Raw genomic sequence first — 24,174 nt, forward strand, 5'->3', positions numbered from 1 at the left:
ACATCGGGCCGCCAACCGCTCGGCGCTTCGGTGCGCCGGCGCTCTTCTTCGTGAGGCGATTGCATCCATGCTCGGCCTGCGAGTCGTTTCGATGACGACAGTCGGAGTCGTTGCGACGCTGTGTTTCACGGTGATGCTCACGACCGGGCGCAACATCGCCGAAAGCGATGCGGTGCTGGCCAACATCGACCACGTGGGAACGCGTATTCTCCTGGTGCGTGCAGAGGCGGCATCGGGCCTCGACACCCGAGTACTCGACCGCCTGGCACCGTTGCATGGAGTCGAATGGATCGGAGCGCTGGGACCCGCGAGCGATGTGACGAATGCCGCCATCGAAGGAGGCACAAGAGTCGCGCTTCGGCCTGCGTATGGTACCGGATGGCCAATCATGGGCATCGGCGGCCCCGGCGTGGTGCCACCCGGATCCAGAAGGGCGGTGACAACCGTCGACGCAAGGCGGCTTCTCGGCCTGCGCGACGGAGTCGGCGTTGTGAGAGACGTCCAAAGTGACGAGAACGTCGACGTGATCGGTTCTGTGCCGCTGCCCGAGTATCTCGATTTCGTCGGCCCGGCCGTTCTGGTGCCTGAACCGTCGATCGCTGATCCTCGTCCGGTCTCGGTACTCATCGTCATCGCTTCAACAGCAGCGCAGGTTGAGGCCCTCACCTCGACGGTGAGTTCGCTTCTTGCTGTCGACGACGCCACCAAGGTCACGGTCACCTCTGGCGAACAACTGGCTCAGCTTCGTGAGAGAGTCGGCTCCCAACTCGGGGTGTTCGGCCACGCTTTTGTGCTGGTGGTGTTTCTTGTCGGCGCGGCTCTCGTGGCCATGATTCTCTCGGGCCTTGTCCTGATGCGAAGAAGGGACTTCGGTCGCCGACGCGCTCTCGGTGCTTCTCGCAGACTGGTCATCGGGCTGCTGCTCGCAACCGTCGGCCTACAGGCTATGGCCGGCTCGATCGTCGGCAGCGTGGTGGCCCTGGCGCTCCTCGTCATGCAGGGCAGTCCTGTGCCGTCCCCTGCCTTCTGCACCGCCGTTGTCGTGCTCGCTCTCGTCACGAGTCTCGGTGCAGCGGTCATTCCTGCACTGATCGCATCGACCCGGGAGCCGCTTCGTGAGCTTCGTGTGCCCTGACCAGAAGGGGAGCAGGGACTGCAAGACGTGAAAGGGCGGGAAAAGGGGTGGCGTAGGGTGGATTTCGTGGTCAGCGATATTCGGGCGGGTGATATTCGGGCGAGTGAAATTCGAACCGATGAAACTCGGGCGGGTGAAATTCCAGCGGATGAGATTCGAGCGGATGAGATTCGACTCAGCGAAGCGCAGCTGGAGGCAGCACAGTTGGCGCACCAGGAGCGTGCCGACGCATTGACGTCGGGCTGGAGGGAACGCCGCAGTGTGGGTGAGACTCACGCCGTGGATGACTTCATGTTCACGTACTACCCGTTCAAGCCGGCGCTCCTGCGCCGATGGCATCCCGGTGCTGGTGTACGCCTCGAAGGAGCAGCGGGTCTCGATCGCGCGGAATGGAAGTGGTACAGGCAGAGCCGTGGTACTGATCTGATGGTCGACGCCAGACAGCTCTTCGAAGCCCGGGCGCAGTCAATCGCGTTCATTTCGCGTCTCATGCAGCGAACGGCTCTGCGCCCAGCCCAGTTCGGTTGCTTCGGCCTGCATGAATGGGCGATGGTCTACAAGGTCGCCGATGGCCACGTGCGGCACGAATCCATTCCCCTGCGACTGACGGCAGAACAGACGGACAAGGTCGTCGAGTCCCATCGCATCAGTTGCTCCCATTTCGACGCGTTTCGCTTCTTCACACCCGAGGCGAGAGGCAGGAACAGCCTGCTGCCGTCGAGAGAGAACCAAGAGTCCTTCGAACAGGCCGGGTGCCTGCACGCAGGGATGGATGTCTACAAATGGGCAATCAAACTCGGCCCGATTGTTCCCGGCGTGCTGTTGCTCGACTCGTTCGAACTCGCCCGGGAGATTCGGCAGGTCGACATGCGAGCGTCGCCGTACGACGTCTCGAGCTTTGGGCTCAGTGCCATCCGTATCGAAACAGCGGAGGGCAAAGCCGAATATTCCACGTTCCAGCACGACTTCGCCGCCCGATCGAATATTCTGCGTACTCGCCTTGTCGATTCGATCGCGCGAGCAGAGAGTTTCGCGACAGCTGAGTGATTTCTCGTCGTCGAGGGGGCTGTTCGCCGACGGGACTTTTCGTCGATGGGTCTGTTAGTCGAGGGGTCTATTCGTCGAGGGCGCGAAGCTTGTCCAGCTCGCGGCGTTCACGCTTGGTGGGTCGCCCGGCGCCCCGATCGCGCACGGCGACGAGAGCAATGGTCTCACGTGGCGGTGGTGGTGGTGTCAGATCGACGAAGCATTCAGCGGCCACGGGAGCTCCCACCCGCTTCAGGACCAGTCGAGCGACGACCACAATGCGATCGAAGCCGGCGGCGCGGATGCGCACTTCATCGCCGACGTGCAGCGCCTGCGCGGCCTTCACCCGCTCGCCGTTCACACGGACGTGGCCTGCGCGACAGGCGGTCGTGGCTGCGGACCGGGTCTTGAACAGCCGAACGGCAAATGCCCAGCTGTCGATGCGGGCACTGGACACACCGGCATCTCCCGGAGCTCCGGTCACAGGCAGCACACGAACAGGAGTCCGATGGCTCGGGTCGCCGCGAACGGCAGTGACACTCTGCCCAGACCCCGGTAAACGTCGCTATGAGCGCGATGTGTATTCGACATCGACGTCATCAGAGAGATCCTTCGCGAATTCGGCGTCTGCGTCTTCGCTGTGCGCGAGCGGTCCGACGGGGGCGGGGGAGGGGGAGTGGCCGCTGCCGCTGCCGCTGCCAGTGCCAGTGCCAGTGCCAGTGCCAGTGCCAGCATTGCTTTCGCTGGGAGCTTCGGTCCCGTCAGTGTCGTCAGTGTCGTCAGTGTCGTCAGTGTCGCCGGTGTCGTCGTTACCCCCGTACAGCGAATTGAGCACCAGGACAGCCGCGTCGTTGGCGCCGATGGCGTAGTCCCCGGTCTCTGTCTCGTCGACCAGCTGGGCATTCGCCACGTCTTCGATCTCGTCGAGGGTGGCACGGGCGAGTTCGAGTTCTGAGCTCAGCGTGAGCAGGGTCTGCTCGACGAAATCGATGAGCCGGTCATCCGATGCATTCGTGTTCGACCACTCGCCGACAGACGCTGAGCCCGAGAGGCCAGCGACCATGGTCTGGACCCGGCTGCGCCATTCGGAGCTGGCCGCGACAGCGCGGTCGCGCTGGGCAGTGAGGGAACCCGCCTCGAGGCGAGCCTCGTTCAGCTGGACCGTGATGGCGGCAGCGGCGGCGACGGCTTCAGCCAGCTTGGCCTGGAGCTCCTCACGAGCGTTGCGGTGTTCGGTCTCCATCGCCGCGACGGCACTCTGGTGCCGGGCATCCGCTTCGTCGACACCGTTCTGATGAGCGTTGGCCAGCGATGCAAGGGCGGCTTCGTGCGCGGCGAGGAGCCCGGCGATCTCGGCCTCATGTTCGGTTCGCTGCGCGCCGGTGTCGGTCTCGAGTTGTTGCCTGATGGCTGACACCTCGGCCTCGTTGCGTGCCGTGAGATCGGCGACGGTCGCGTCTCGCTGTGCCGAGAGCTCCGATACCGTTGCATCCCGTTCGGCGGTGAGCTCGGCGATCGTCGATGCGTGGCGTGCGCTCGTGTCTGCCAGCTCTGCCTGGTGTGTGGAGTGAAGGCCGGAGATGTCGTCTTCGAGCTGGCGGCTGAGCGAGGTGACCTGGGATTCGGCGAGCTGGAGCCGTTCGGCAGTATCGGCGAGTTGGGCTTCGACGTCTGTGGAGTGAGTTCTGAGCGTCAAAAGCTCCTGGCGCGTTGTCTCGTAGTGCTCCAATGCGTCGAGCCGTGCTTTGTCGCGCGCACGACGATCGTCGACAACCAGGCCGAGATGCGACCGGATGATCTCCAACGGGTCGCTCTCTGCATCGAGTTCCTCAACGCTGGCCAACGCGGGTGGCACGAATGCCGGCTTTGCTGTGGGGTCGATGAAATGGTGGGTGAAGAGCTCATCGGTGACAGGGCGATAGCGCTGCTGGAAGTCGGGAGTGCCGAACTTCACGGCCCAGTCGATGAACATCACGGCTGTTCGGTCACGGCGGGTGAGCACGTAGCCGCTGTCGGGTCCGGGGTCGACTTCGGATTCGGGCTGGAAGTCGGATGGTGGGGCGGCTTCGGATTCGGGCTGGAAGTCGGATGCTGGGGCGACTTCGATCTCGGGTGTGGAGTCGGTCGTGATGTCGGGCGTGGAGTCGTCAGTCATGGTGCTCCTCGTGGGTGTTCCAGATGTCGTCAAAGATTTCGGTGGTGACCGTCGTTAAACCAGAGTAGTCGCCGACACTGATGAGACAAACGTGAGCCGTATGAGGGAGTCACCGAGGCAGCTGAGAACTCGAGCGTCTTCGTGGCACAGCAAGCGCGAAGGCGACTCCCAGCTTTCGCAAGCGCCCTACATAGCTCGTTCATAAGGTTCGGGAGTTGTGTTGTCTGCACAGCCCACAGCGGGCAGCCGAGAGGAAAACATGCACACCCCCGATTCTGAGCAGCCGGAGTCAGCCGGCGACGCCACGCAGCCGAACGCCAGCGCATCACAGCCCGAAGGGCAGATCGAGCCGATTCAGGCTGACCAGCCGACTCTGCCGATTCAGCCCGTCCACCCGACACTGCCGATCCAGCCGACTCAGCCTGTACAGCAGATGCTCCCGATCCAAGAAGTTCAGCCGGTTTCCGGGTTCAGGCCCGCTGAGCACACCCCACAGGAGTGGTCGCAGACCGCGAGTGCGGATTCGCAGCAGCAGTATTCGCACGAGCACCGCATCTGGCGACCGCGCAACTTTCTGATTCTGGGTGCAGCGGCCGCTGCGATCGCCATCGCCGGCGTCAGTGTCGGTGTGACGATGGCCGTCGGAGTTCCTCTTGCCATTCAGGCAGCATCATCGTCGACGTCGACGCTTGATCGCCCGGTCACAAGTGACAGCGGCACCGGGTCGGGAAGTGCTGGCAGTGGGGGCACCAGCTCAGGAGGCAGCGCAACCTCTCCTGGACATGGCAATGGGTACGGCAATGGGTATGGCTCCGGAAACGGCTTCGGCTTCGGTCAGGGCAACGACGGTTCGGGCAGTGCTTCGGGCTCGGGCACGGCCACAGACTCGGCGACAGCCGCAACCGACGCCCAAGCCGTGGGCGTCGTGCTCATCGACACAAAGCTCGACTATCAGAATGCAGCTGCGGCCGGCACCGGAATCATCTTGAGCTCTGACGGCACCATTCTGACCAACAACCACGTTGTCGAGGGCTCGACGAGTATCTCGGTGACGATTGCGACCACGGGAAAGACCTACACGGCCAAGGTCGTCGGCACCGACGCCGTCGACGACGTCGCCGTGCTGAAACTCGACGGCGCGTCGGGGCTCACTACAGCCACCCTCGACACCTCTTCTTCTGTTGCTGTGGGCGACGCCGTCACCGGAGTCGGCAATGCCGGCGGCACCGGAAGTCTCTCTGCGGCTGCTGGTGCAGTCACCGGTCTCAACCAGTCGGTCACGACACAGGCTGAGGGGAGTGCGGCCGGCGAAACGCTGGATGGAATGATCCAGATCGAAGCCGACATCCAGGCCGGTGATTCCGGCGGGCCCCTGTATGACGCGCAGGGCGAGGTCATCGGCATCGACACTGCTGCATCGAGCGGCAGCGCGACTGTCACCGGCTTCGCGATTCCCATCAATACCGCACTGAAGATCGCGAAGCAGATCGAATCGGGCACCGAGAGCGGCAACGTCACCATCGGATACCCGGCCTTCCTCGGGGTGCAGATCGGCAGTGCGACATCGGGAACAGGCTCCTCGGGGCTCGGATCCCGGGGCTCCAGTGGCAGTACTTCCACCGTGGCCGGCGCAACCGTGGCCGGCGTCATCGACGGTACCCCGGCAGCAACAGCAGGGCTTGTCGCCGGCGACACGATCACCAAGGTCGACGGCACGACCATCGACTCCGGCTCGACCCTCACGAAGACGATGAAGTCGTACAACCCCGGTGATTCGGTGACGATCAGCTGGACAGACGCCAACGGCGCGAGCCACTCCGCCTCCGTGACACTCGTAGAAGGCCCCGTCGCCTAGACCGCGGATCCGCAACACCGGCAGGGCCCGCAAGTGGGCCGACTCTGGTGTGAACGGGCCATCGGCACGCAGAAATGCTGCCGATGGCCCGTTCTGCCGTTCAGGGGAGCTGCCGTTCTGCTGTTCAGGCGACCGAACCCTCAGATTGTCCGGGCAGCCAATCCTGCGTTGATCGCCTCGGTCAGTCCGGCGTCGAAGGGCCGAGCCTCACCGTCGATCTCGCGGATGGGAGCGGCGTTGCGCACGCTCGAGACGAGCCACGAGCTCTCGGCACGCCGAAGATCGGCCGGTGTGAGCATCTCGTAGGCCGTGCGATATCCATTCACCGCCGCGATCTCGAAGATGCTCTGCTGGGTGGTGCCAGGCAGGATTCCGCTCTCGGTGCGCGGGGTGACGAAGCGGTCGTCGAGTTTCAGCACAATCGTGGCCGTCGGGCCCTCGAGCAGGTACCCATCACTGCTGACGAAGATGACGTCATCTGCGCCGCGACGCTGTGCTTCACGCGCAGCGGCCTTGTTGATGGCGTACGACAGCGTCTTGGCGCCCTGGAGAAGCCACGGTGAGGTGCGCTGCACCGAGCTTGAATAGCCCCGGTCGAGCAGAACCACGCTGATACCCTCGGTGCGTTCAGCGGTGAAGTCTGGGCTCTGCTGCAGGTAGACCCAGCCGGTAGGGATGCCCGAACCTTCGATTCCGCGCGTGTAGACGAGTTTCACGAATGCCTCGTCGACTGTCGGACGCGAATCGACGGCGGCGAACACGCCCTTCTTCCACGTCTCGTGCGCGGGAGTAGGCAGGTCGAGCATTCCTGCTGAACGTGCGAAACGGTGCAGATGGGCATCCAGTGCCTGGGGCATGCCGTTCACGACCGTGATCGTCTCGAAGATTCCGTCGCCCCGGGTCACGCCCAGATCGAGTGCGCTCACAACGAGGGCGTCTGGATCTGCTGCGTCAAACCTTGACCCAGACTCACCTGACCCCGATCCGAGAGGGTCGCGCAGCACAAGCAGGGCTGGCGAGAATTCGTTCTGCATCAGCGGCCCCCATTCCGGGTCGTGTGCACTGTCGTTGCCTCAACAGGCGCCGTCACGAAGTCGATGAGCTGCTCCACTCTGCCGAGGAGCTCGGGTTCGAGGTCCGTGTACGTTCGAACCCTACCCAGGATTCGTTGCCAGGCTGCAGCGATGTCGGCTTGCTCGGCATGCGGCCAGCCGAGTGCTTCGCAGATCCCGTGCTTCCACTCGATCGATCTCGGCACAACGGGCCACGCAGGAAGGCCCAGACGGCCCGGCTTGACCGACTGCCAGACATCGACGTAGGGGTGGCCGACGATCAGGACCGACCCCGGCTTCTGGGATCTCATGACAGAGTCGGCGATGCGACTCTCCTTCGAACCGGAGACGAGGTGGTCGACCAGAACACCGACCCGGCGTTCGGCGGTGGGAGCGAAATCCTTCAACACTTCGTCGAGGTGATCGACTCCTTCGAGATACTCAACGACGACGGCCTCGGAGCGCAGGTCGTCTCCCCAGACCTTCTCGACCAGTTCGGCATCGTGGCGACCTTCGACGAAGATGCGGCTGGCTCGCGCGACGCGAGCCCGGGCATCCGGTGCCTTGATCGACCCTGATGCTGTGCGCGCAGCGCGGGGCTGTGGCGACTGCACCCCGGGGGCGATCAGGATGACCGGGGTGCCCTCGTACAGAAAACCGCCGCCGAGCGGGAACATGCGGCGGCGCCCGTGACGGTCTTCGAGTTCGACCATCTTGCCCTCGACGTGCGTCACTGAGCCGCAGAAGTCGCTGGCCACGTCTTCGAAGACCAGGCCGGCCTGAGCCTCCTGCGAGGCGACAGGCTTTCGTGCCGGCCGCCGTGAGAAGTCGGCGAGAACGTCTGAACCATATCGATCGAATGTCACCTCGACGACGTTACAGGCTCATGCTGTTTCAGCCGCGGCACCTCGCTTGGGGAACCAGGGAATGAGCGCCGATGTGCGTGCCTGGTAGAGCGCATAGTTTGGGTATTTCGAACTGCTGATCGCCTCGGTGAACCTGGTCGACCCGAGGAACAGCGTGGTGAGGAGCACGGCACCGAGGATGGTCCACTGCCAGATCGAACCGGCGGCGATGCAACCGAAGAAGAAGACGACCCACCATTGGGACTGTTCGAAGAAGAAATTGGGGTGCCTCGACACACTGAAGAGACCCGTCGTGAGGAAACCACGGGCCGGAACATTGCCGCTGGCCAGCGTTCTGGCTTTCTCCCGCTGGAACAGCCATTGCTGTTGGTCTGCCACGGTCTCCCCGACCAGGCAGCCGAGAAAGGCGACGGTGGCGACCAGGTCGAGCGGGCCGAACTCCGTGCCCCGGTGGGTGAACATCGTGAGCATCGGCAGGGTGATGAGCAGCAGGATCACGTTCTGGTAGAGCGTGATGAAGAACACGTTGAAGAGCTGGAACCGCCAGGGAGGCATCTGAGAGCGCAGGACCTTCCAGCGATAGTCCTCGCCTCCGGCGCGATAGCCGCCCTTGCGAGCGAAGTTGAAGGTGAGACGGATGCCCCAGAGAGTGATGAGCGAGGCGACGACTGTGAGCCGGGCATCCGTGAACCCTGCGGCGCCGGCGAAGATCCACGCGTAGGCAACAGGCACTACGGACCACAGGCGGTCGACCCACGAATACTCGCGCGTCGCCACCGACAGGATCCACACGACTGCGCAGACTGCTGCGCTCACGATCAGGCACACGCCGAGGGGACCCATGCCCACACAGTACTCGTACAGATCCCTCCGCCAGAACCCCCTCATCTGGCCGAAAGGTGCTGCAGAGTTACCGCTGAGTTGCGTGAACGGCTGGATTTTGCCCCAGCGCTATCGGCTACGCTGGGAGGAAGTAAGGAGGTTCGGCTATGCCCACGGAATTTGGCTTGGATGAGTCCGGTTTAGACCGCGAATCGCGTTCAGAGCGCATAACACGGGGCGCATCAGGTGCGCACGAGACCATTGTCAACGACACCACTCTGAACCTCACTGGGGAATTCGCGGCGCAACTCGCAGCGCTCGAAGGCGGCGTTTCTCCCGAGGAACGCGACGCGATAGCCGCACTTCCTTCTGGCTCGGCGCTGGTGATCGTGCGGAGGGGCCCCAATGCTGGGGCCCGCTTTCTGCTCGACAAGCTCACCACGACGGTCGGCAGGCACCCTGAAGCCGACATCTTTCTCGACGATGTGACGGTTTCGCGCCGCCATGCCGAGTTCTCGAGGTCGGGCACCACCTTCGTCGTTCGTGATCTGCGCTCGCTGAACGGCACGTACTTCGACGGGGTCAGGGTTGACGACGCGCTGCTGAGCGATGGCTCGGAGATCCAGGTCGGCAAGTTCCGTCTCACGTTCTACCCCTCGCGCCGCGATGTCGTGGCACACTCCGCCAGCTAGTGCCGGCCGCCTCCCGATCGTCGTCAGCGCGATCCACCTCAACAAGTTCGTCTTCAGCCCGGTCGGCGCCGCCCGCCCGCGGCGCTGGCGCGCTACTGAGCATCGGCCAGGTCCTGTCGATCCTCACTTCAGAGTTTCCCGACGTGACTCCGTCGAAGCTCCGGTTCCTCGAAGAACGTGGGCTGGTTACTCCCGCGAGAACACAGTCGGGCTACCGCAAGTTCGCCAAAGCCGACGTTGAGCGCCTGCGACTCATCCTGGCCATGCAGCGTGACTGTTACCTGCCGCTCAACGTCATCAAGAAGTACCTCGCCGACGTGGATGCCGGTCTGAATCCGGTGATGCCCGGAGCAACGACAGCGACCGTACCATCGATGCTCGGTGGTGCCAGGCGATACTCCAGAGACGATCTCGTGAAACAGTCGCACGGCAGTACCGGGCTGTTGAACGATGCCATCAGCGCTTCTCTCCTCCCTGCAACCGAGACGTATGGCGACGACGCCCTCGCGGTCTTCAAGGCGCTCGTAGAACTGCAGCGTGTCGGCATCGAGCCACGCCATCTCAGGGGCTTCCGTGCAGCAGCGGATCGCGAAGTCGGGCTCATCGAGAGTGCTCTGGTACCCGTGGCTCGCCGCAACACCGTGTCGAGCCGGGCGCAGGTCGCCGAGCGGGCCAGTGAGATCTCCCAGCAGCTCGAGCTGGTGCGAACAAGTCTGATTCGTTCGGCACTGGGACGACTTGCGCCGTAAGCTGGACTGTCACGGCGCGAACAACGCCGGGTGAAATGCGTGTGAAATGCACGCGGGGGCGCGACACGCCGGGGGAGATCGTCGAATGTCGTTGATCGCTGGCACGCACCTCGCTAGCGTGGCGTATGAGTGGAATTTCGGTGTGGTGAACTCGTTGCCGGCCGAATTGAGAAGGGCACAACAATGACTGAGCACGTCCATGGCGAGCAAGCTCGTTTCGACCAGGGCCTGCTCTTCACCGACGGCCTGCCCGAACTCGACGATGCGGCGGGCTATCGCGGTGCAGTCGCCGCTCGTGCGGCCGGAATCACCTATCGCCAGCTCGACTACTGGGCACGCACCAGCCTGGTCGAACCCACAGTGCGTGGAGCCGCTGGGTCTGGTTCGCAGCGACTCTATGGGTTTCGTGACATTCTCGTTCTGAAGCTGGTGAAGCGCCTTCTCGACACCGGCATCTCACTTCAGCAGATTCGCACGGCTATCGAACAGCTGCGGGAATCCGGCGTCACCGACCTCGCCCAGACCACGCTGATGAGCGACGGGGCGAGTGTCTACCTCTGCACGTCGAACGACGAGGTCATCGACCTCGTCAGCCGAGGCCAGGGAGTTTTCGGCATCGCCGTGGGCAAAGTCCTTCGCGAGGTCGAATCCAGCCTCGTCGAACTCGGTACCGACGTTGCAGACCCGATGGACGAGCTGGCTGCACGTCGCGCTGCTCGGAGCGCGTAACACCCCTCAAGGGCAAGGCTCAGGGTCAAGGCTCAGGGTCCAGGCTCCAGAGCGCGTGACGTATGCCTGACGCTCACTCGTCGGGTTGGGGCGCGGAGCTGCTTTAGCGACGCCGGTTGCATGTGGGTTCCGCTACGCCCCCGGAGGTTCCGTTACCCCCCCCCCCGGAAATTCCGTTACCCCCCGGAGGTACCGCTACGCTACCGCGGAGGTTGCGCTACGTTCCGGTGGAGCTACTCAACCGGCTGCGGTCACAGTGGGCTCAGTCAGCGCTCTGCGGGTGCCTTCACGGCGTCGGCGTAGTCGCCCAGGCGGCCGGTGCGCATGACACGCTCGAGCAGCAGGTCGAAGTTGCGGGCCATCTCCTGCGCGCCTTCGCCGGGCCAGACGTGCAGCGGTTTCGCCGCACCCTGGGCTTGCTGGAGCGAGGTTCGCTCGGGAAGCTGCGGGCTGAGCACGAGCGGGCCGAACATATCGCGAAGTTCTTTGATGCGAAACTGGTGCTCCAGTGACTGGGAGCGCACGCGGTTCACGATGATGCCGAGAGGCTGAAGCCGGGGCGAGAGCCCGCGACGGATCTCTTCGATGGCCCGCAGGGCCCTGTCGGCTGCGGCTACGGAGAAGAGCCCGGGTTCGGTCACGACGGCGACGCGGTCGCTGGCGGCCCACGCGGTTCTGGTGAGTGCGTTCAGAGAGGGGGCGCAGTCGATGAGTACCAGGTCGTAGTCGTTCTCGACGGTTGCGAGAGCTTCTTCGAGCTTCCAGATGTCACGGATGCTCGGGTGGGGCCCGTCGAAATTGAGCGCAGACGGCGATCCGATGAGCACATCGATGGTGCCCCCGCGATCCTTCGTCCACCCGCTGGGCGCGATGGCCGCCCGCACGATCTTCTCCTTGGGCGAGGCCAGAACGTCGGCCACGTTCAGATGGCCGGCGACGTTGATGTCCATGCCTGTCGAGACGTCGGATTGCGGGTCGAGGTCGACAACGAGGGTGCGCAGGCCCTTCGCGAAGGCCGCCGAAGCCAAACCGAGGGTAACGGTTGTCTTACCGACACCGCCCTTGAGTGAGCTAACGCTGAGTACATGCACAATCGTCTACGTTACCTTCACTAGGCTGGGAGAACCTAACCGTCTCCTGTGTGCCGCATGGATGCCACGCAGCTCTGAGGAAGGACTCCATGTTCGCCAAGATTCTGGTCGCCAACCGTGGTGAAATCGCCATTCGCGCCTTTCGCGCAGCATACGAACTCGGGGCCAAGACCGTTGCGGTCTTCCCCTACGAAGACCGCAATTCGATGCACAGACAGAAGGCTGACGAGGCGTACCAGATTGGTGAGATCGGGCATCCGGTTCGTGCCTATCTCGACGTAACCGAGATCATCCGCGTGGCCAAAGAGAGTGGCGCAGACGCGATCTACCCCGGGTACGGCTTCCTGTCGGAGAACCCGGAGTTGGCTTCGGCAGCCGCGGCGGCCGGAATCACGTTCATCGGGCCGCCGACGAGCGTTCTCGAGATGGCGGGCAACAAGGTCACTGCGAAAGAACATGCGATCGCGGCCGGCGTGCCGGTGCTGCGCTCCACCCCGGCATCGAAAGATGTGGATGAACTGCTCGCCGGTGCCGAGCGAATCGGTTTCCCGCTGTTCGCCAAGGCTGTCGCCGGGGGTGGTGGCCGTGGCATGCGCCGCGTCGAGTCACGTGACGACCTTCTCGAGGCGCTGCACGCCGCCATGCGCGAAGCAGACAGCGCATTCGGTGACCCGACGATGTTCCTCGAGCAGGCTGTGCTCCGGCCCCGGCACATCGAGGTGCAGATCCTCGCCGACACCCACGGAAGCACCCTGCACCTCTTCGAACGCGACTGCTCTGTGCAGCGTCGCAACCAGAAGGTCATCGAGATCGCGCCGGCCCCGAACATCAGTGACGAGTTGCGCGATGCCCTGCACGCCGACGCGATCAAATTCGCCAAGTCGATCGGCTATATCAACGCGGGCACGGTTGAGTTCCTGGTCGACACGGTGGGAGACCGCGCCGGGGAACACGTCTTCATCGAGATGAACCCCCGCATCCAGGTCGAGCACACGGTCACCGAAGAAGTGACAGACGTCGACCTCGTACAGTCGCAGATGCTGATCGCCTTCGGGGCGTCGCTCGCCGAACTCGGCCTGACGCAGGACACGATCGTGTTGCGCGGTGCGGCCCTGCAGTGCCGCATCACGACCGAAGACCCGAACGCCGGGTTCCGGCCGGATACGGGAAAGATCACGACCTATCGTTCGCCCGGTGGGGCCGGAGTGCGGCTCGACGGGGGCACTGTCGCCTCTGGCGCGCAGATCAGCCCGCACTTCGACTCGATGCTGGCCAAGCTCACCTGCCGGGGTCGCGACTTTCCGACGGCCGTGCGCCGCGCGAAGCGTGCACTGGCCGAGTTCCGCATCCGCGGCGTGTCGACGAACATCCCCTTCCTCCAGGCGGTGCTCGACGACCCGGCCTTCGTCGCTGGCGATCTCAGCACCTCGTTCATCGACGAACGCCCGCAGCTGTTCTCCACCCATGTGTCGCAAGACCGAGGAACGAAGATCATGAGCTGGCTCGCCGAGGTGACGGTGAACCAGCCCAACGGCAAACGGGTCGGCACAGTCGAACCGGTGACGAAGCTGCCAGCGATCGACCTGACCGAACCAGCGCCAGACGGCTCCCGCCAGCGGCTTCTCGAACTCGGCCCGACACTCTTCTCTGCCGAACTCCGGGCCCAGACCGCGCTTGCGGTGACAGAGACCACGTTCCGGGATGCCCACCAGTCGCTTCTCGCGACCAGGGTCCGCACCAAGGACCTCCTCGAGGTGGCTCCGTACGTCGCCCGTCTGACCCCGCAACTCCTCTCGGTCGAGGCCTGGGGAGGGGCCACCTACGACGTCGCCCTGCGCTTCCTCGGCGAAGACCCGTGGGAACGCCTGGCGAGCCTTCGCGAGGCCCTGCCGAACATCAACCTGCAGATGCTGCTGCGCGGCCGCAACACGGTCGGATACACGCCCTATCCGACGGAGGTGACCGACGCCTTCGTGCGCGAGGCGGCGTCGACCGGCGTCGACATCTTCCGGATCTTCGATGCGCTGAACGATGTCAGCCAGATGAGGCCCGCGATCGAGTCGGTGCTGTCGACCGGCACCACCATCGCGGAGGTCGCGGTCTGCTACACAGGTGATCTCCTCGACCCGGCAGAGAACCTCTACACCCTCGACTACTACCTCCGTCTGGCTGAGCAGATCGTCGACGCCGGCTGCCACATCCTGGCCATCAAAGACATGGCGGGGCTTCTGCGACCATTTGCCGCAGAGAAACTCGTCACCGCGTTCCGTGAGAATTTCGACGTGCCGGTTCACGTCCACACCCACGACACCGCGGGCGGGCAACTCGCCACGCTGCTCGCGGCCAGCCGTGCGGGCGCTGATGCGGTCGACGTGGCCAGTGCGCCCATGTCGGGAACAACGAGTCAGCCCTCTGCGTCTGCTCTGGTGGCCGCCCTCGCGCACACGGAGCGCGACACAGGGATCTCCCTGCAGGCGGTCTCCGACCTCGAACCGTACTGGGAGGCCGTCCGCGAGCTGTACCGTCCGTTCGAATCCGGCCTGCCGGGGCCGACTGGCCGCGTCTACAAGCACGAGATTCCCGGCGGCCAGCTCTCGAACCTCCGCCAGCAGGCCAAGGCTCTCGGTCTCGCAGACCACTTCGAACAGATCGAAGACCTCTATGCTGCCGCGAACCAGATCCTCGGCCGTATTCCCAAGGTGACTCCGTCATCGAAAGTGGTCGGTGACCTCGCCCTCCACCTCGCGGCCGTCGGAGCCGACCCCGTCGATTTCGCCGAGAACCCGGGCAACTACGACATCCCCGACTCAGTGATCGGTTTTCTGGCCGGCGAACTCGGTGACCTTCCCGGTGGCTGGCCGGAACCGTTCCGAACCAAGGCGCTCGAGGGCAAGACGGTCAAGATCGGAGTCGCCGAGGTCAGTGCGGCAGACCACGAATTGCTCGGCGGCACTTCTGCTGAGAGGCGCAGCACCCTCAACCGCCTGCTCTTCCCCGGCCCGACAGCCCAGTTCGAACAGATCCGTGAGACCTACGGAGATCTGTCGACCGTCAGCACGGCCGACTACCTCTTCGGCCTGTCTCAGGGTGAGGAGCGCGTGGTCGAGATCTCCCGAGGAGTCCGGCTGCACGTCGGGCTGGAAGCCATCGGCGAGGTCGACGACAAGGGCATGCGTTCGGTGATGACAATTCTGAACGGTCAGCTTCGGCCTGTCTCGGTGCGCGACCTCAGTGTCACGGTCACGGCCACTCAGGCAGAGAAAGCAGACCAGTCGAAGCCGGGCAACGTTGCTGCGCCGTTCTCCGGGGTCGTCACGCTCAAGGTCGCGGAGGGTACCGCGGTGGCGATCGGAGATGCTGTCGCGACCATCGAGGCCATGAAGATGGAGGCAGCGATCACGTCGCCGGTTGCGGGTACGGTGCGCCGGCTCGCCATTCCGACGACGCAGCAGGTCGAAGCCGGCGATCTCCTGGTGGTGGTTGAGTGAGCGTGCGAGAGATCCGCATCTTCGGTGACCCCGTACTGAAGACGGTCTCCGACGAGATCGGACAGATCGACGACAGGGTACGCGCGCTCGTCGCCGACCTGGTCGACTCCGTGCTCCTGCCGGGGCGTGCAGGTGTGGCAGCGTCGCAGATCGGTGTGAACCTGCGGGCGTTCAGCTACAACGTCGACGGCGAGGTGGGCTATCTCCTGAATCCGCGGATCACCGAGCTTTCGGGTGAGCCGGAGTACATGGACGAGGGCTGCCTCTCGGTGCCCAACCTCTGGTTCAAGACCAAGCGGTATCCCTCAGCAACCGCCGTCGGCCTCGATCTCGATGGCAACACAGTCGAGATCTCGGGCACGGGAGTGCTGGCCCAGGCCTTGCAGCATGAGGTCGACCACCTCGACGGAATGCTCTACCTCGACAGGCTCGAGAAGGAGACCAGGCGCGACGCGATGCGCCAAGTACGCGAGAGTGACTGGTTTTGACGCCGAGGCGGCTCAGCGTGACCCGCTCAGTGAACGAGTGACTCGCCTGACGTCGACGGGGCGCTCGAATAGATGCTCTCGATCGTCGGTGCGAAATCCTTGACGATGACCGCGCGTTTGATCGTGAGCTTGGGGGTGAGGTGGCCACTCTCCTCGGTCAGCTCCTGCGAGAGCACCACGAATTTGCGAATCGACTCGGCGCGCGAGACGAGTTTGTTGGCAGCATCCACCGCCCTCTGGATCTCGGCGAGCACAGCTGGGTTCTGTGACGCTTCACTGAGGCTCAGCTCGGCCCTCTGGCCGTTGTTGGCCAGCCACACGGGCAGCATCTCGGGGTCGAGAGTGATCAGGGCAGAGATGAACGGTTTCTGGTCTCCGACGACGACGACCTGGCCGACCAGCAAGTTCGCCCGGATGGGGTCTTCGAGCACGGCGGGGGCCACGTTCTTTCCCCCGGCGGTCACGATGATCTCCTTCTTGCGGCCGGTGATCGTCAGAAAACCGTCGTCGTCGAGCGAGCCGATGTCGCCAGTCCTGAACCACTCGCCGTCCATGGCTTCAGCGGTCGCCTTCTCGTTGTTCCAGTAGCCGGCGAAGACGTTGATGCCCGTGACCTGGACTTCGCCGTCGGCGGCGATACGGATGCCCACTCCGGGCAGAGGCGGACCGACGGTGTCGATCTTGAATTTGTCCACCAGGTTCACCGTTGCGGGAGCAGTCGTCTCAGTCAGTCCGTAACCCTCGAGAACCGTGATGCCGAGGCTGCGGTAGAAGTGCCCGAGGCGATGGCCGAGAGGCGCAGAGCCCGAGACGGCGAACTTCGTGCGGCCGCCGAGCGCGGCGCGCAGCTTCGAGAAGACCAGACGGTCGTAGAGAGCGAACTTCGCCTTCAGGCCGAACGGAACGTGACCAGCGTCGAGGGCCTCGGAGTGGGCAATGGCAACATCGGCCGCTGCGCGGAAGATCTTGCCGCGCCCTCCCGTCTCCGCCTTCTGTTCTGACGAGTTGTAGACCTTCTCGAAAACGCGCGGCACAGCCAGCAGGAAGGTCGGCTTGAACGAACCGAGGGCGGGCAGAAGCTGCTTGGTGTCGCCCTGGTGGCCGACCTTCACACCGCCGTGAACGCACATGATCGCGATGAACCGTGCGAAGACGTGAGCCGTCGTGATGAAGAGCAGGGTGGAAGCGCCAGGGCTCACCACGTCGCTGAGCTTCACGGCGGCATTGCGGGAGAGCTCGACGAAGTTCGAGTGCGTGAGAATGCAGCCCTTCGGCCGGCCCATCGTGCCCGAGGTGTAGATCAGCGTGGCCATGTCGCTGCCGATGGCAAGCGATCGGCGGCGTTCGACCTCATCGTCGCTGACGTCTGTTCCGCCCGCGATCAGCTTGTCGAGGTCGCCGAGGTCGATCTGCCAGACGTTGGCGATGAGCGGGAGGTCTGGGTACGCCTCGTCGAACCGGGAGAAGTGGTCCGGCGTTTCGACGATGACAGCCGTCGCCTCAGAATCGCTGAGGCTCCACTGCACCTGGGCTGGAGCTGAGGTCTCATATACGGGCACCAGCACGGCTCCCGCGAACCAGACGGCGAAGTCGATCAACGTCCACTCGTAACGTGTGCGACACATCAGGCCGATCTTGTCGCCCGGTTCGATGCCGGCGGCGATGAATCCCTTGGCCAGGGCGCGAACCTGTGCAAGGAATTCGGCCGCCGTGATGTCTGACCAGCCGGATGCACTGCTCGACGGAATGGCGAACAGTGGCTGGTCGGGGGTGAGCTCCACGCGCTTCAACAGCAGATCGGTGGCGTTCGCCAGAGGGTCGGCCTGCACGACGGCAGGGGTGAAGATCTGGTCCACGGCAACTCCTTCGGTTCCTTCTCGACAAGTGTACGTGGTCGATCTTCGACGATGCCGGGCAGGCGAGTCGGGGCGCGACAACGAACAGCGCAGCCCTTCAAGACGGACACTGCAGCCCTGCAATTAGACACGGCTTCGCCTCTGGGACAAGATAAGTGCGTGCATGCCATCGGAATTGACATTGGCGGAACCAAGATCGCGGGCGCCCTCGTCGACGAGCTAGGGACCATTCTGCGATCGGATCGCCAGCCGACAATGGCCAGCAACCCTCAACTGATCGAGGACGCGGTCGTGTCGATGGTCAAGCGCCTCTCTGAGGGCGTCGATGTTCGGGCAGTCGGAGTGGCCGCCGCGGGCTTCATCGATGCCTCCCAGTCGATCGTCTATTACGCGCCCAACATCTCCTGGCGCAACGAGCCATTCCGTGAGAAGCTCCAGCAGCGCCTCGGCATGCACATCATCATTGAGAACGATGCCAACGCGGCCGGATGGGCCGAGTTCCGTTTCGGCGCCGGCAGGCTCGTGAGCGACATGGTGATCCTCACGATCGGCACCGGTGTCGGTGGCGCGATCGTGTCGGGTGACAAGCTCTTCCGCGGCGGTTTCGGAGCGGCTGCAGAGCTCGGCCACCTGCGGGTGGTACCTGACGGGTTGCCGTGCGGGTGCGGCGCTCGAGGGTGCATCGAGCAATACGGTTCCGGGCGTGCTCTTCTTCGTACCGCCAACGAACTCGCGGATGCCGGCGGCGTCGGAATCGGGCTCGCTGAGGTGCGCTCCCGCGTCGGTACCCTCACCGGGCTCGACGTCAGTGATCTGATCCAGGCCGGCGACCCCGGAGCGCTTCTCGCCCTGCGCACGCTCGGCCACTGGCTCGGGCAGGCTTCCGCCAGTCTCGGGGCGGTGCTCGATCCGCAGCTCTTCGTCATCGGTGGGGGAGTGGCCCAGGCCGGCGACCTGCTCCTGGACCCGATCCGTTCGGCCTATCTCGACGTTCTGCCGGCCCGCGGATTCCACCCCGAACCCGAGTTCCGGATCGCGGAACTCGTGAACGATGCCGGGGTCGTCGGCGCTGCCGACCTCGCGCGGCTGTATGCGGAGTCGATCTGATGTTCTACTGGTTCATGAAGTACCTCGTGGCCGGCCCGATCGTGAAGGCCGTCTTCCGGCCCTGGGTGCGAGGAGCCGAGAACATCCCCCAGACGGGCGGGGCGATCCTCGCGAGCAACCATCTCTCGTTCGCCGACTCCGTGTTTCTGCCACTGATGATGGAACGCCGCATCAGTTTTCTGGCCAAGAGCGATTACTTCACCGGCAAGGGACTGAAGGGCTGGCTCACGAAACTGTTCTTCACGGCCACCGGCCAGTTGCCCATCGACAGGTCGGGCGGCAAGGCATCGGAGGCGTCACTCAACACGGGTCTGGAGGTGCTCGGCCGGGGCGACCTGCTGGGCATCTACCCCGAGGGAACGCGCAGCCCAGACGCAAAGATGTACCGTGGACGCACCGGCGTGGCACGCATGGTTCTCGAGGCAGGGGTTCCGATCATCCCTGTTGCCATGATCGACACCGAGAAGGTGATGAGCGTCGGGCAGCCGATCAGAATCCGCCGAATTGGCATCGTGTTCGGGGAACCACTAGATTTCTCTAGGTTCGAAGGCATGGAATCAGACCGATTCGTGCTTCGATCGATTACCGACGAGATCATGTACGAGCTCCACCGCATCAGCGGGCAGGAATACTCCGACGTGTACGCGACTTCGGTAAAGGAGAAACGCGCGAAAGCCGCGCGCTAGCGCTACGGCTGAACTGCCGCGGGGCTGAACAAACAGAAAATACGTGTTGCCGTGATAGATCTGTCCGAACGTGTCATCGAAGCTCTGCCTTCCGTGATTGATGGTCTGGACTATTGGCGCACACTCGAGGCCAAGCAGCAGCCCCAGTGGCCTGACCGGGCAGCGGTCGAAGCAGCGTCTGCCCAGATCTCCAAGCTCCCGCCGCTCGTCTTCGCCGGTGAGGTCGACACTCTTCGCGATCGCCTCGCAGATGCGGCAGCCGGTCGTGCGTTCCTTCTCCAGGGCGGCGACTGCGCCGAGACCTTCGCCGGAGCCACGGCAGACCAGATTCGAAACCGCATCAAGACGGTTCTGCAGATGGCTGTCGTTCTGACCTATGGCGCTTCGATGCCCGTCATCAAGATGGGCCGCATGGCGGGGCAGTTCGCCAAACCGCGCTCGAGCGACACCGAGACGCGCAACGGCGTGACGCTGCCGGCGTACCGCGGCGATATCGTGAACGGCTACGACTTCACTCCCGAGTCGCGAACCGCAGACCCGGCGAGACTCGTCGCGGGCTACCACACCTCGGTGTCGACCCTCAATCTCATTCGTGCCTTCACGCAGGGCGGCTTCGCCGATCTGCGCGAGGTGCACCACTGGAACAAGGGCTTCACCTCGAACCCGGCCAACGCGCGCTACGAAGACCTGGCGCGCGAGATCGACCGCGCCATCCGCTTCATGATCGCGTGCGGCGCGGACTTCGAAGCGCTCAAACGCACCGAGTTCTACACGGCGCACGAGGCGTTGCTGTTCGACTACGAACGCCCGATGACGCGTATCGACTCGCGCACGGGTACGCCGTACAACACCTCGAGCCACTTCCAGTGGATCGGTGAGCGCACTCGCAACCTCGACGGCGCCCACGTGGACTTCCTGTCTCGCGTGCGCAACCCGATCGGAGTGAAGATCGGCCCGTCGACGTCTCCCGACGACATGCTGCAACTGATCGACAAGCTCGACCCGAACCGGGAGCCCGGGCGCCTGACGTTCATCACGCGCATGGGGGCAGGGAAGATCAGGGATGCCCTGCCACCGCTGCTCGAAGCGATCAAGGCCAGCGACGCCACACCCCTGTGGGTGACCGACCCGATGCACGGCAACGGGCTGACCACGCCAAACGGGTACAAGACGCGTCGCTTCGACGACGTCGTCGACGAAGTCAAGGGCTTCTTCGAGTCTCACCGTGCCGTCGGAACGCACCCGGGTGGAATCCACGTGGAGCTCACCGGTGACGATGTCACCGAGTGCCTCGGCGGCTCGGAGCACATCGACGAGCACACTCTCGAGACCCGGTACGAGTCACTCTGCGACCCGCGCCTGAACCACATGCAGTCGCTCGAACTTGCCTTCCTGGTGGCCGAAGAGCTTCGTAACGCCAAGCAATAGAGCTTTCTCCAAGTGCTGCGTTCGCGCCGCGCTGGGGGCGTGCGCCTGTTCAAGGCGCCCGCTGCGCTCGACGCGCCGCGTTTGGGGCGTGCGCCTGTCTAAGGCGCCCGCTGCGCTCGCCCACATGCAGTCGCTCGAACTGGCGTTCCTGGTGGCCGAAGAGCTTCGTAACGCCAAGCAATAGGCGAGCGCGGCGGGCTCCCTGAACGGGAGCTCGCTTTCAGCGCGGCGCGTCGAGCGCGGCGGGCTCCCTGAACGGGAGCTCGCTTTCAGCGCGGCGCGGCGCGGCGAGTCGAAACCTGCTGCGTGCCAGCGGCTCAGCCGTCAGAAGCGGCTCAGAAGCCGCTGAAGCTGACGGTGATCTTCGAGCCCTTGTCGAGTGACGCACCCGCCGCGGGGTCGGTGGCCCGCACGGTGAACGCATCGGGCGCCAGGTCTGCAAGACCGTTGTAGGCGAGGGAGAAGCCCAGCTTCTGCAGCGCCGCCTTCGCGTCGCTCCAGGACTTGCTTGTCACGTCGGGTACCGTGACGGGCTCCGGACCACGCGAGGTGTTAAGGGTGACCGTGGCGCCCAGGTGCACAGGGTCTGCCGGGAGGTTGACCGAGATCACATCGCCCTTCGCGACGGTGTCGCTGTAGTCATCGGAGCCGGCTGCGCTGACCAGACCGACGGCGACGAGCGCAGCGTTTGCGTCACCCGCCGACTTGCCGACCACGTCGGGAATGCCGCCCAACGACACGAGGAGGGTGATGGGTTGCTGTTCGCCGTACGTCGCACCGAGCGGCTGGCCGTCGGCCCCCGAGGCCTGGATGACCGTTCCGGCAGCGACAGACGAAGAAAACTGTGTCTGCTGCGGGTCGGCGACGGTGAACCCGGCCGCCGTGGCCGCCTGCTTTGCCGCATCTGCGTTCTGGCCGACCAGTGGGGGTACCGGCAGCTGGGCCGGCCCGATCGATGTGACCAGCGTGACCTGGGTGCCGTTCAGTACTGACGTGCCAGCCGGCGGATCTGTACCGATCACTGCGCCGGTGGGTACGGTCGGGTTGGTGGCTGTACCCGGTGTGACCGTCAGGCCGAGCGCGACGAGCGCGGCCTTTGCATCGTCGGGCGACCTGTCGCTGACAGTCGGGATCGTGAGCTGGCCGCCGGGGCCCGCGCTGAAGAACCAGCCCGTGCCGCCCGCGCCGGCCACGAGCACGATGACGAGAGCGAAGATCCACCAGCCCCTGCGGCGGCGCCTCGTGTTCTTCTGGGTCAGCTTCTCGACGGGGTTCGCTGGAATCTTTGCGCCGGCAGGCGTTGTAGCTCCGGCCGGCGCCGCAGTCGGAGCCGGCGCTGCCGTTCCGGCCAGGGAACCGGCTGCAACCGCCGAGACTGCGGCTTGCGAACCGAATGCCACGGTTGCGGCCGTCGCAGCGGTGACGCCGGCAGCCGTCGGATAGGCGGTTGAGGGATACGAAGCGGAGGGATATGAACCGGGGGGATAACCGCCAGACGGCCGACTCTGGCGACCCAGTACCTGTGTCTCCGCCTCCGATACGGCGCTCGTCAACATCGGAGGCATGACCGAGGTGCGCAGCAGCGCTGCCGTCGCCCTGATGGATGCGCTCGTGTTCTCTTCAGCGTCGCGCAGTGCGTCGAGCATCTCCCGCGCGTCGTGCGGTCTGGCTTCTGGATCGCGCGAAGTCGCCCAGACGACGATCTCGTCGACTTCGAGTGGCACCGAGGGGTTCTTCACGCTCGGGGCTGGAACCGTCTCGTTCGCGTGCTGGAAAGCGATCTGCATCGGCTGCTCACCGAGATAGGGCTGTTCGCCCACGAGCATCTCATACATCATGATTCCGGAGGCGTAGATGTCGCTGCGTGCATCAGCCACGCCCCTGGTGAGCAGTTCGGGGGAGAGGTAGGCGATTGTGCCGAGCAGCGCCTGGCCGGTAGCAGTGTTGGCGCTTGCGGCCCGTGCCAGGCCGAAGTCGCCGATCTTGATGCGGCCGTCATCGGCAAGCAGAACGTTCTCGGGCTTCACATCGCGGTGAACGATTCCGGCCTTGTGAGCAGCAGCAAGACCGCCGAGCACGGCCTCCATGATGTCGAGCGTCTGCTCGGTGGTGAGGCGACCGTAGTCTTTGAGAAGGTCCCGCAGGGTCATGCCGGGTAGATATTCCATGACCATGTAGGCCATGTCGCTGTCTGAGCCCTGGTCGAAGACGCTCACCACGTTCGGGTGGGCGAGCCGGGCCGCAGAGCGAGCTTCCTGGACAAATCGCTCGCGGAAGGCCTCGTCGTCTGCGAGGTGCCCGTGCATGATCTTGATGGCAACCCGGCGATCGAGCCTCAGGTCGTTCGCAACGTAGACCGTGGCCATTCCGCCCCGGGCAATGCGCGACCTCACCTCGTAACGGCCGTCGATGAGACGGCCTGTCATGGGATCGGTGGGCGCGCTGGTCACGCCATGATTCTAAATTGCCGAGCGGCGCGAACCCTGCATAGACATTGCCAATAGCGATACCGCTGCCGAATCGAAACATCAAGGGTGCCAAACGACTTCAGGTCGAAACATCCGGGGGAGTGCGGCCCGCCGGTGAAACGTGGCACTCTTGTTGTGTGAGTGACATTTCTTCGCCCAGAACGTGGCTGACCATTCCCGACCTGGCTGAACGACTCGGATCGACGCCGGGCAAGGTTCGCAAGCTGATTGAAGAGGGCGCCCTCCTGGCGATCCGCCGTGACGGGGTTCTGTCTGTGCCAGATGTCTTTCTCGCGGGGAACCTTCCGCTGAGCGAATTGCGGGGCACGATCATCCTGCTCGGTGACAGCGGTTTCTCGAACGACGAGATGATGAAGTGGCTGCTCGAACCCGAGGATTCGCTCGATGCGGCACCGATTGACGCACTGCTCGCCGGGCGCAAGGCCGAAGTGCGTCGCGTCGCCCAGGCGCTGGCCTGACC

General features: G+C 64.3%; 20 protein-coding genes. 12 read left to right on the plus strand and 8 right to left on the minus strand.

The features are described from left to right. The first annotated feature begins 91 nt into the window (after window positions 1-91). Together KPL76_RS10370 and KPL76_RS10375 are read left to right on the plus strand one after the other, a co-directional pair. Window positions 92-1,135, plus strand: a complete 1,044-nt coding sequence (locus KPL76_RS10370; protein WP_216333097.1) for an FtsX-like permease family protein — start codon at window positions 92-94, stop codon at window positions 1,133-1,135. A 279-nt stretch (window positions 1,136-1,414) separates the two neighbouring features. Beyond that, window positions 1,415-2,182 carry a 3-methyladenine DNA glycosylase gene (locus tag KPL76_RS10375; protein ID WP_371733893.1) on the plus strand — a complete coding sequence of 256 codons (768 nt, stop codon included), beginning with the start codon at window positions 1,415-1,417 and terminating at the stop codon, window positions 2,180-2,182. Window positions 2,183-2,249: 67 nt separating this feature from the next. Here KPL76_RS10375 and KPL76_RS10380 read toward each other — a convergent pair whose 3' ends face one another. After that, complete coding sequence (locus KPL76_RS10380) at window positions 2,250-2,618, minus strand: RNA-binding S4 domain-containing protein (RefSeq protein ID WP_216333099.1); 369 nt, start codon at window positions 2,616-2,618, stop codon at window positions 2,250-2,252. A gap of 108 nt (window positions 2,619-2,726) precedes the next feature. Beyond that, the gene (locus KPL76_RS10385) at window positions 2,727-4,316 is read right to left on the minus strand and encodes a hypothetical protein (RefSeq protein WP_216333107.1); all 1,590 of its coding nucleotides are present in this window, start codon (window positions 4,314-4,316) and stop codon (window positions 2,727-2,729) included. Between the two features lie 259 nt (window positions 4,317-4,575). On the opposite strand from KPL76_RS10385, the gene KPL76_RS10390 reads away from it, so the two are divergent. Next, entirely contained in the window at window positions 4,576-6,171 is a 1,596-nt protein-coding gene (locus KPL76_RS10390) for a trypsin-like peptidase domain-containing protein (RefSeq protein ID WP_253202002.1), read from the plus strand. A 140-nt stretch (window positions 6,172-6,311) separates the two neighbouring features. Here KPL76_RS10390 and KPL76_RS10395 read toward each other — a convergent pair whose 3' ends face one another. The 3 genes from KPL76_RS10395 to KPL76_RS10405 are packed head-to-tail and all read right to left on the minus strand — an operon-like array spanning window position 6,312 to window position 8,932. Beyond that, entirely contained in the window at window positions 6,312-7,205 is an 894-nt protein-coding gene (locus KPL76_RS10395) for an aminodeoxychorismate lyase (protein ID WP_216333109.1), read from the minus strand. Beyond that, window positions 7,205-8,089, minus strand: a complete 885-nt coding sequence (locus KPL76_RS10400; protein ID WP_216333111.1) for a DUF3097 domain-containing protein — start codon at window positions 8,087-8,089, stop codon at window positions 7,205-7,207. The genes KPL76_RS10395 and KPL76_RS10400 overlap by 1 nt, the downstream gene beginning before the upstream one ends. An 18-nt stretch (window positions 8,090-8,107) precedes the next feature. Continuing rightward, complete coding sequence (locus KPL76_RS10405) at window positions 8,108-8,932, minus strand: DUF1295 domain-containing protein (RefSeq protein WP_216333113.1); 825 nt, start codon at window positions 8,930-8,932, stop codon at window positions 8,108-8,110. A gap of 146 nt (window positions 8,933-9,078) precedes the next feature. Between KPL76_RS10405 and KPL76_RS10410 the strand changes: the two genes are divergently transcribed. The 3 genes from KPL76_RS10410 to KPL76_RS10420 all read left to right on the plus strand — a co-directional run bounded on the left by KPL76_RS10410 (window position 9,079) and on the right by KPL76_RS10420 (window position 11,081). Continuing rightward, on the plus strand, window positions 9,079-9,603 hold the full coding sequence (locus KPL76_RS10410) for an FHA domain-containing protein (RefSeq protein ID WP_216333115.1): 525 nt from the start codon (window positions 9,079-9,081) through the stop codon (window positions 9,601-9,603). 95 nt (window positions 9,604-9,698) lie between these two features. Further along, the gene (locus KPL76_RS10415) at window positions 9,699-10,352 is read left to right on the plus strand and encodes a MerR family transcriptional regulator (protein ID WP_253202241.1); all 654 of its coding nucleotides are present in this window, start codon (window positions 9,699-9,701) and stop codon (window positions 10,350-10,352) included. Between the two features lie 183 nt (window positions 10,353-10,535). Next, window positions 10,536-11,081 (plus strand): MerR family transcriptional regulator, encoded by a 546-nt coding sequence (locus KPL76_RS10420; protein ID WP_205109127.1) that lies wholly within the window; start codon window positions 10,536-10,538, stop codon window positions 11,079-11,081. A 266-nt stretch (window positions 11,082-11,347) separates the two neighbouring features. Here the strand turns inward: KPL76_RS10420 and KPL76_RS10425 are convergent, their stop codons facing one another. Next, window positions 11,348-12,172: a ParA family protein gene (locus KPL76_RS10425; RefSeq protein WP_216333119.1), complete on the minus strand. Its 825-nt coding sequence runs from the start codon at window positions 12,170-12,172 to the stop codon at window positions 11,348-11,350. Window positions 12,173-12,261: 89 nt separating this feature from the next. Here KPL76_RS10425 and KPL76_RS10430 point away from each other — a divergent pair, with 89 nt between their 5' ends. Beyond that, the gene (locus KPL76_RS10430) at window positions 12,262-15,660 is read left to right on the plus strand and encodes a pyruvate carboxylase (protein WP_216333121.1); all 3,399 of its coding nucleotides are present in this window, start codon (window positions 12,262-12,264) and stop codon (window positions 15,658-15,660) included. Continuing rightward, window positions 15,657-16,148, plus strand: coding sequence for a peptide deformylase (def, locus tag KPL76_RS10435; protein ID WP_216333123.1), 492 nt, complete (start codon window positions 15,657-15,659; stop codon window positions 16,146-16,148). Before KPL76_RS10430 ends, def begins: the two co-directional genes overlap by 4 nt. 26 nt (window positions 16,149-16,174) lie before the next feature. Here def and KPL76_RS10440 read toward each other — a convergent pair whose 3' ends face one another. Then, window positions 16,175-18,004 carry a long-chain fatty acid--CoA ligase gene (locus KPL76_RS10440; RefSeq protein WP_216333125.1) on the minus strand — a complete coding sequence of 610 codons (1,830 nt, stop codon included), beginning with the start codon at window positions 18,002-18,004 and terminating at the stop codon, window positions 16,175-16,177. Window positions 18,005-18,163: 159 nt separating this feature from the next. Between KPL76_RS10440 and KPL76_RS10445 the strand changes: the two genes are divergently transcribed. The 3 genes from KPL76_RS10445 to KPL76_RS10455 are packed head-to-tail and all read left to right on the plus strand — an operon-like array spanning window position 18,164 to window position 21,225. Then, window positions 18,164-19,111, plus strand: coding sequence for an ROK family glucokinase (locus tag KPL76_RS10445; protein WP_216333128.1), 948 nt, complete (start codon window positions 18,164-18,166; stop codon window positions 19,109-19,111). Then, the gene (locus KPL76_RS10450; RefSeq protein WP_205109114.1) at window positions 19,111-19,797 is read left to right on the plus strand and encodes a 1-acyl-sn-glycerol-3-phosphate acyltransferase; all 687 of its coding nucleotides are present in this window, start codon (window positions 19,111-19,113) and stop codon (window positions 19,795-19,797) included. The genes KPL76_RS10445 and KPL76_RS10450 overlap by 1 nt, the downstream gene beginning before the upstream one ends. Window positions 19,798-19,848: 51 nt before the next feature. Then, complete coding sequence (locus KPL76_RS10455) at window positions 19,849-21,225, plus strand: class II 3-deoxy-7-phosphoheptulonate synthase (protein WP_253202003.1); 1,377 nt, start codon at window positions 19,849-19,851, stop codon at window positions 21,223-21,225. Window positions 21,226-21,560: 335 nt separating this feature from the next. Here the strand turns inward: KPL76_RS10455 and pknB are convergent, their stop codons facing one another. Continuing rightward, complete coding sequence (pknB, locus tag KPL76_RS10460) at window positions 21,561-23,651, minus strand: Stk1 family PASTA domain-containing Ser/Thr kinase (protein WP_216336366.1); 2,091 nt, start codon at window positions 23,649-23,651, stop codon at window positions 21,561-21,563. A 179-nt stretch (window positions 23,652-23,830) separates the two neighbouring features. Between pknB and KPL76_RS10465 the strand changes: the two genes are divergently transcribed. Then, on the plus strand, window positions 23,831-24,172 hold the full coding sequence (locus tag KPL76_RS10465) for an Rv2175c family DNA-binding protein (protein ID WP_216333130.1): 342 nt from the start codon (window positions 23,831-23,833) through the stop codon (window positions 24,170-24,172). The last annotated feature ends 2 nt before the right edge of the window (window positions 24,173-24,174 follow it).

It is taken from the genome of Subtercola sp. PAMC28395 (assembly GCF_018889995.1).
GTDB lineage: Bacteria > Actinomycetota > Actinomycetes > Actinomycetales > Microbacteriaceae > Subtercola.

Coding starts and splice junctions, on each gene's coding strand:
- KPL76_RS10370 (WP_216333097.1), top strand. CDS start 92: ATGACGACAGTCGGAGTCGTTGCGACGCTGTGTTTCACGGTGATGCTC.
- KPL76_RS10385 (WP_216333107.1), bottom strand. CDS start 4,316: ATGACTGACGACTCCACGCCCGACATCACGACCGACTCCACACCCGAG.
- KPL76_RS10390 (WP_253202002.1), top strand. CDS start 4,576: ATGCACACCCCCGATTCTGAGCAGCCGGAGTCAGCCGGCGACGCCACG.
- KPL76_RS10395 (WP_216333109.1), bottom strand. CDS start 7,205: ATGCAGAACGAATTCTCGCCAGCCCTGCTTGTGCTGCGCGACCCTCTC.
- KPL76_RS10405 (WP_216333113.1), bottom strand. CDS start 8,932: ATGGGTCCCCTCGGCGTGTGCCTGATCGTGAGCGCAGCAGTCTGCGCA.
- KPL76_RS10410 (WP_216333115.1), top strand. CDS start 9,079: ATGCCCACGGAATTTGGCTTGGATGAGTCCGGTTTAGACCGCGAATCG.
- KPL76_RS10420 (WP_205109127.1), top strand. CDS start 10,536: ATGACTGAGCACGTCCATGGCGAGCAAGCTCGTTTCGACCAGGGCCTG.
- KPL76_RS10430 (WP_216333121.1), top strand. CDS start 12,262: ATGTTCGCCAAGATTCTGGTCGCCAACCGTGGTGAAATCGCCATTCGC.
- KPL76_RS10450 (WP_205109114.1), top strand. CDS start 19,111: ATGTTCTACTGGTTCATGAAGTACCTCGTGGCCGGCCCGATCGTGAAG.
- pknB (WP_216336366.1), bottom strand. CDS start 23,651: ATGACAGGCCGTCTCATCGACGGCCGTTACGAGGTGAGGTCGCGCATT.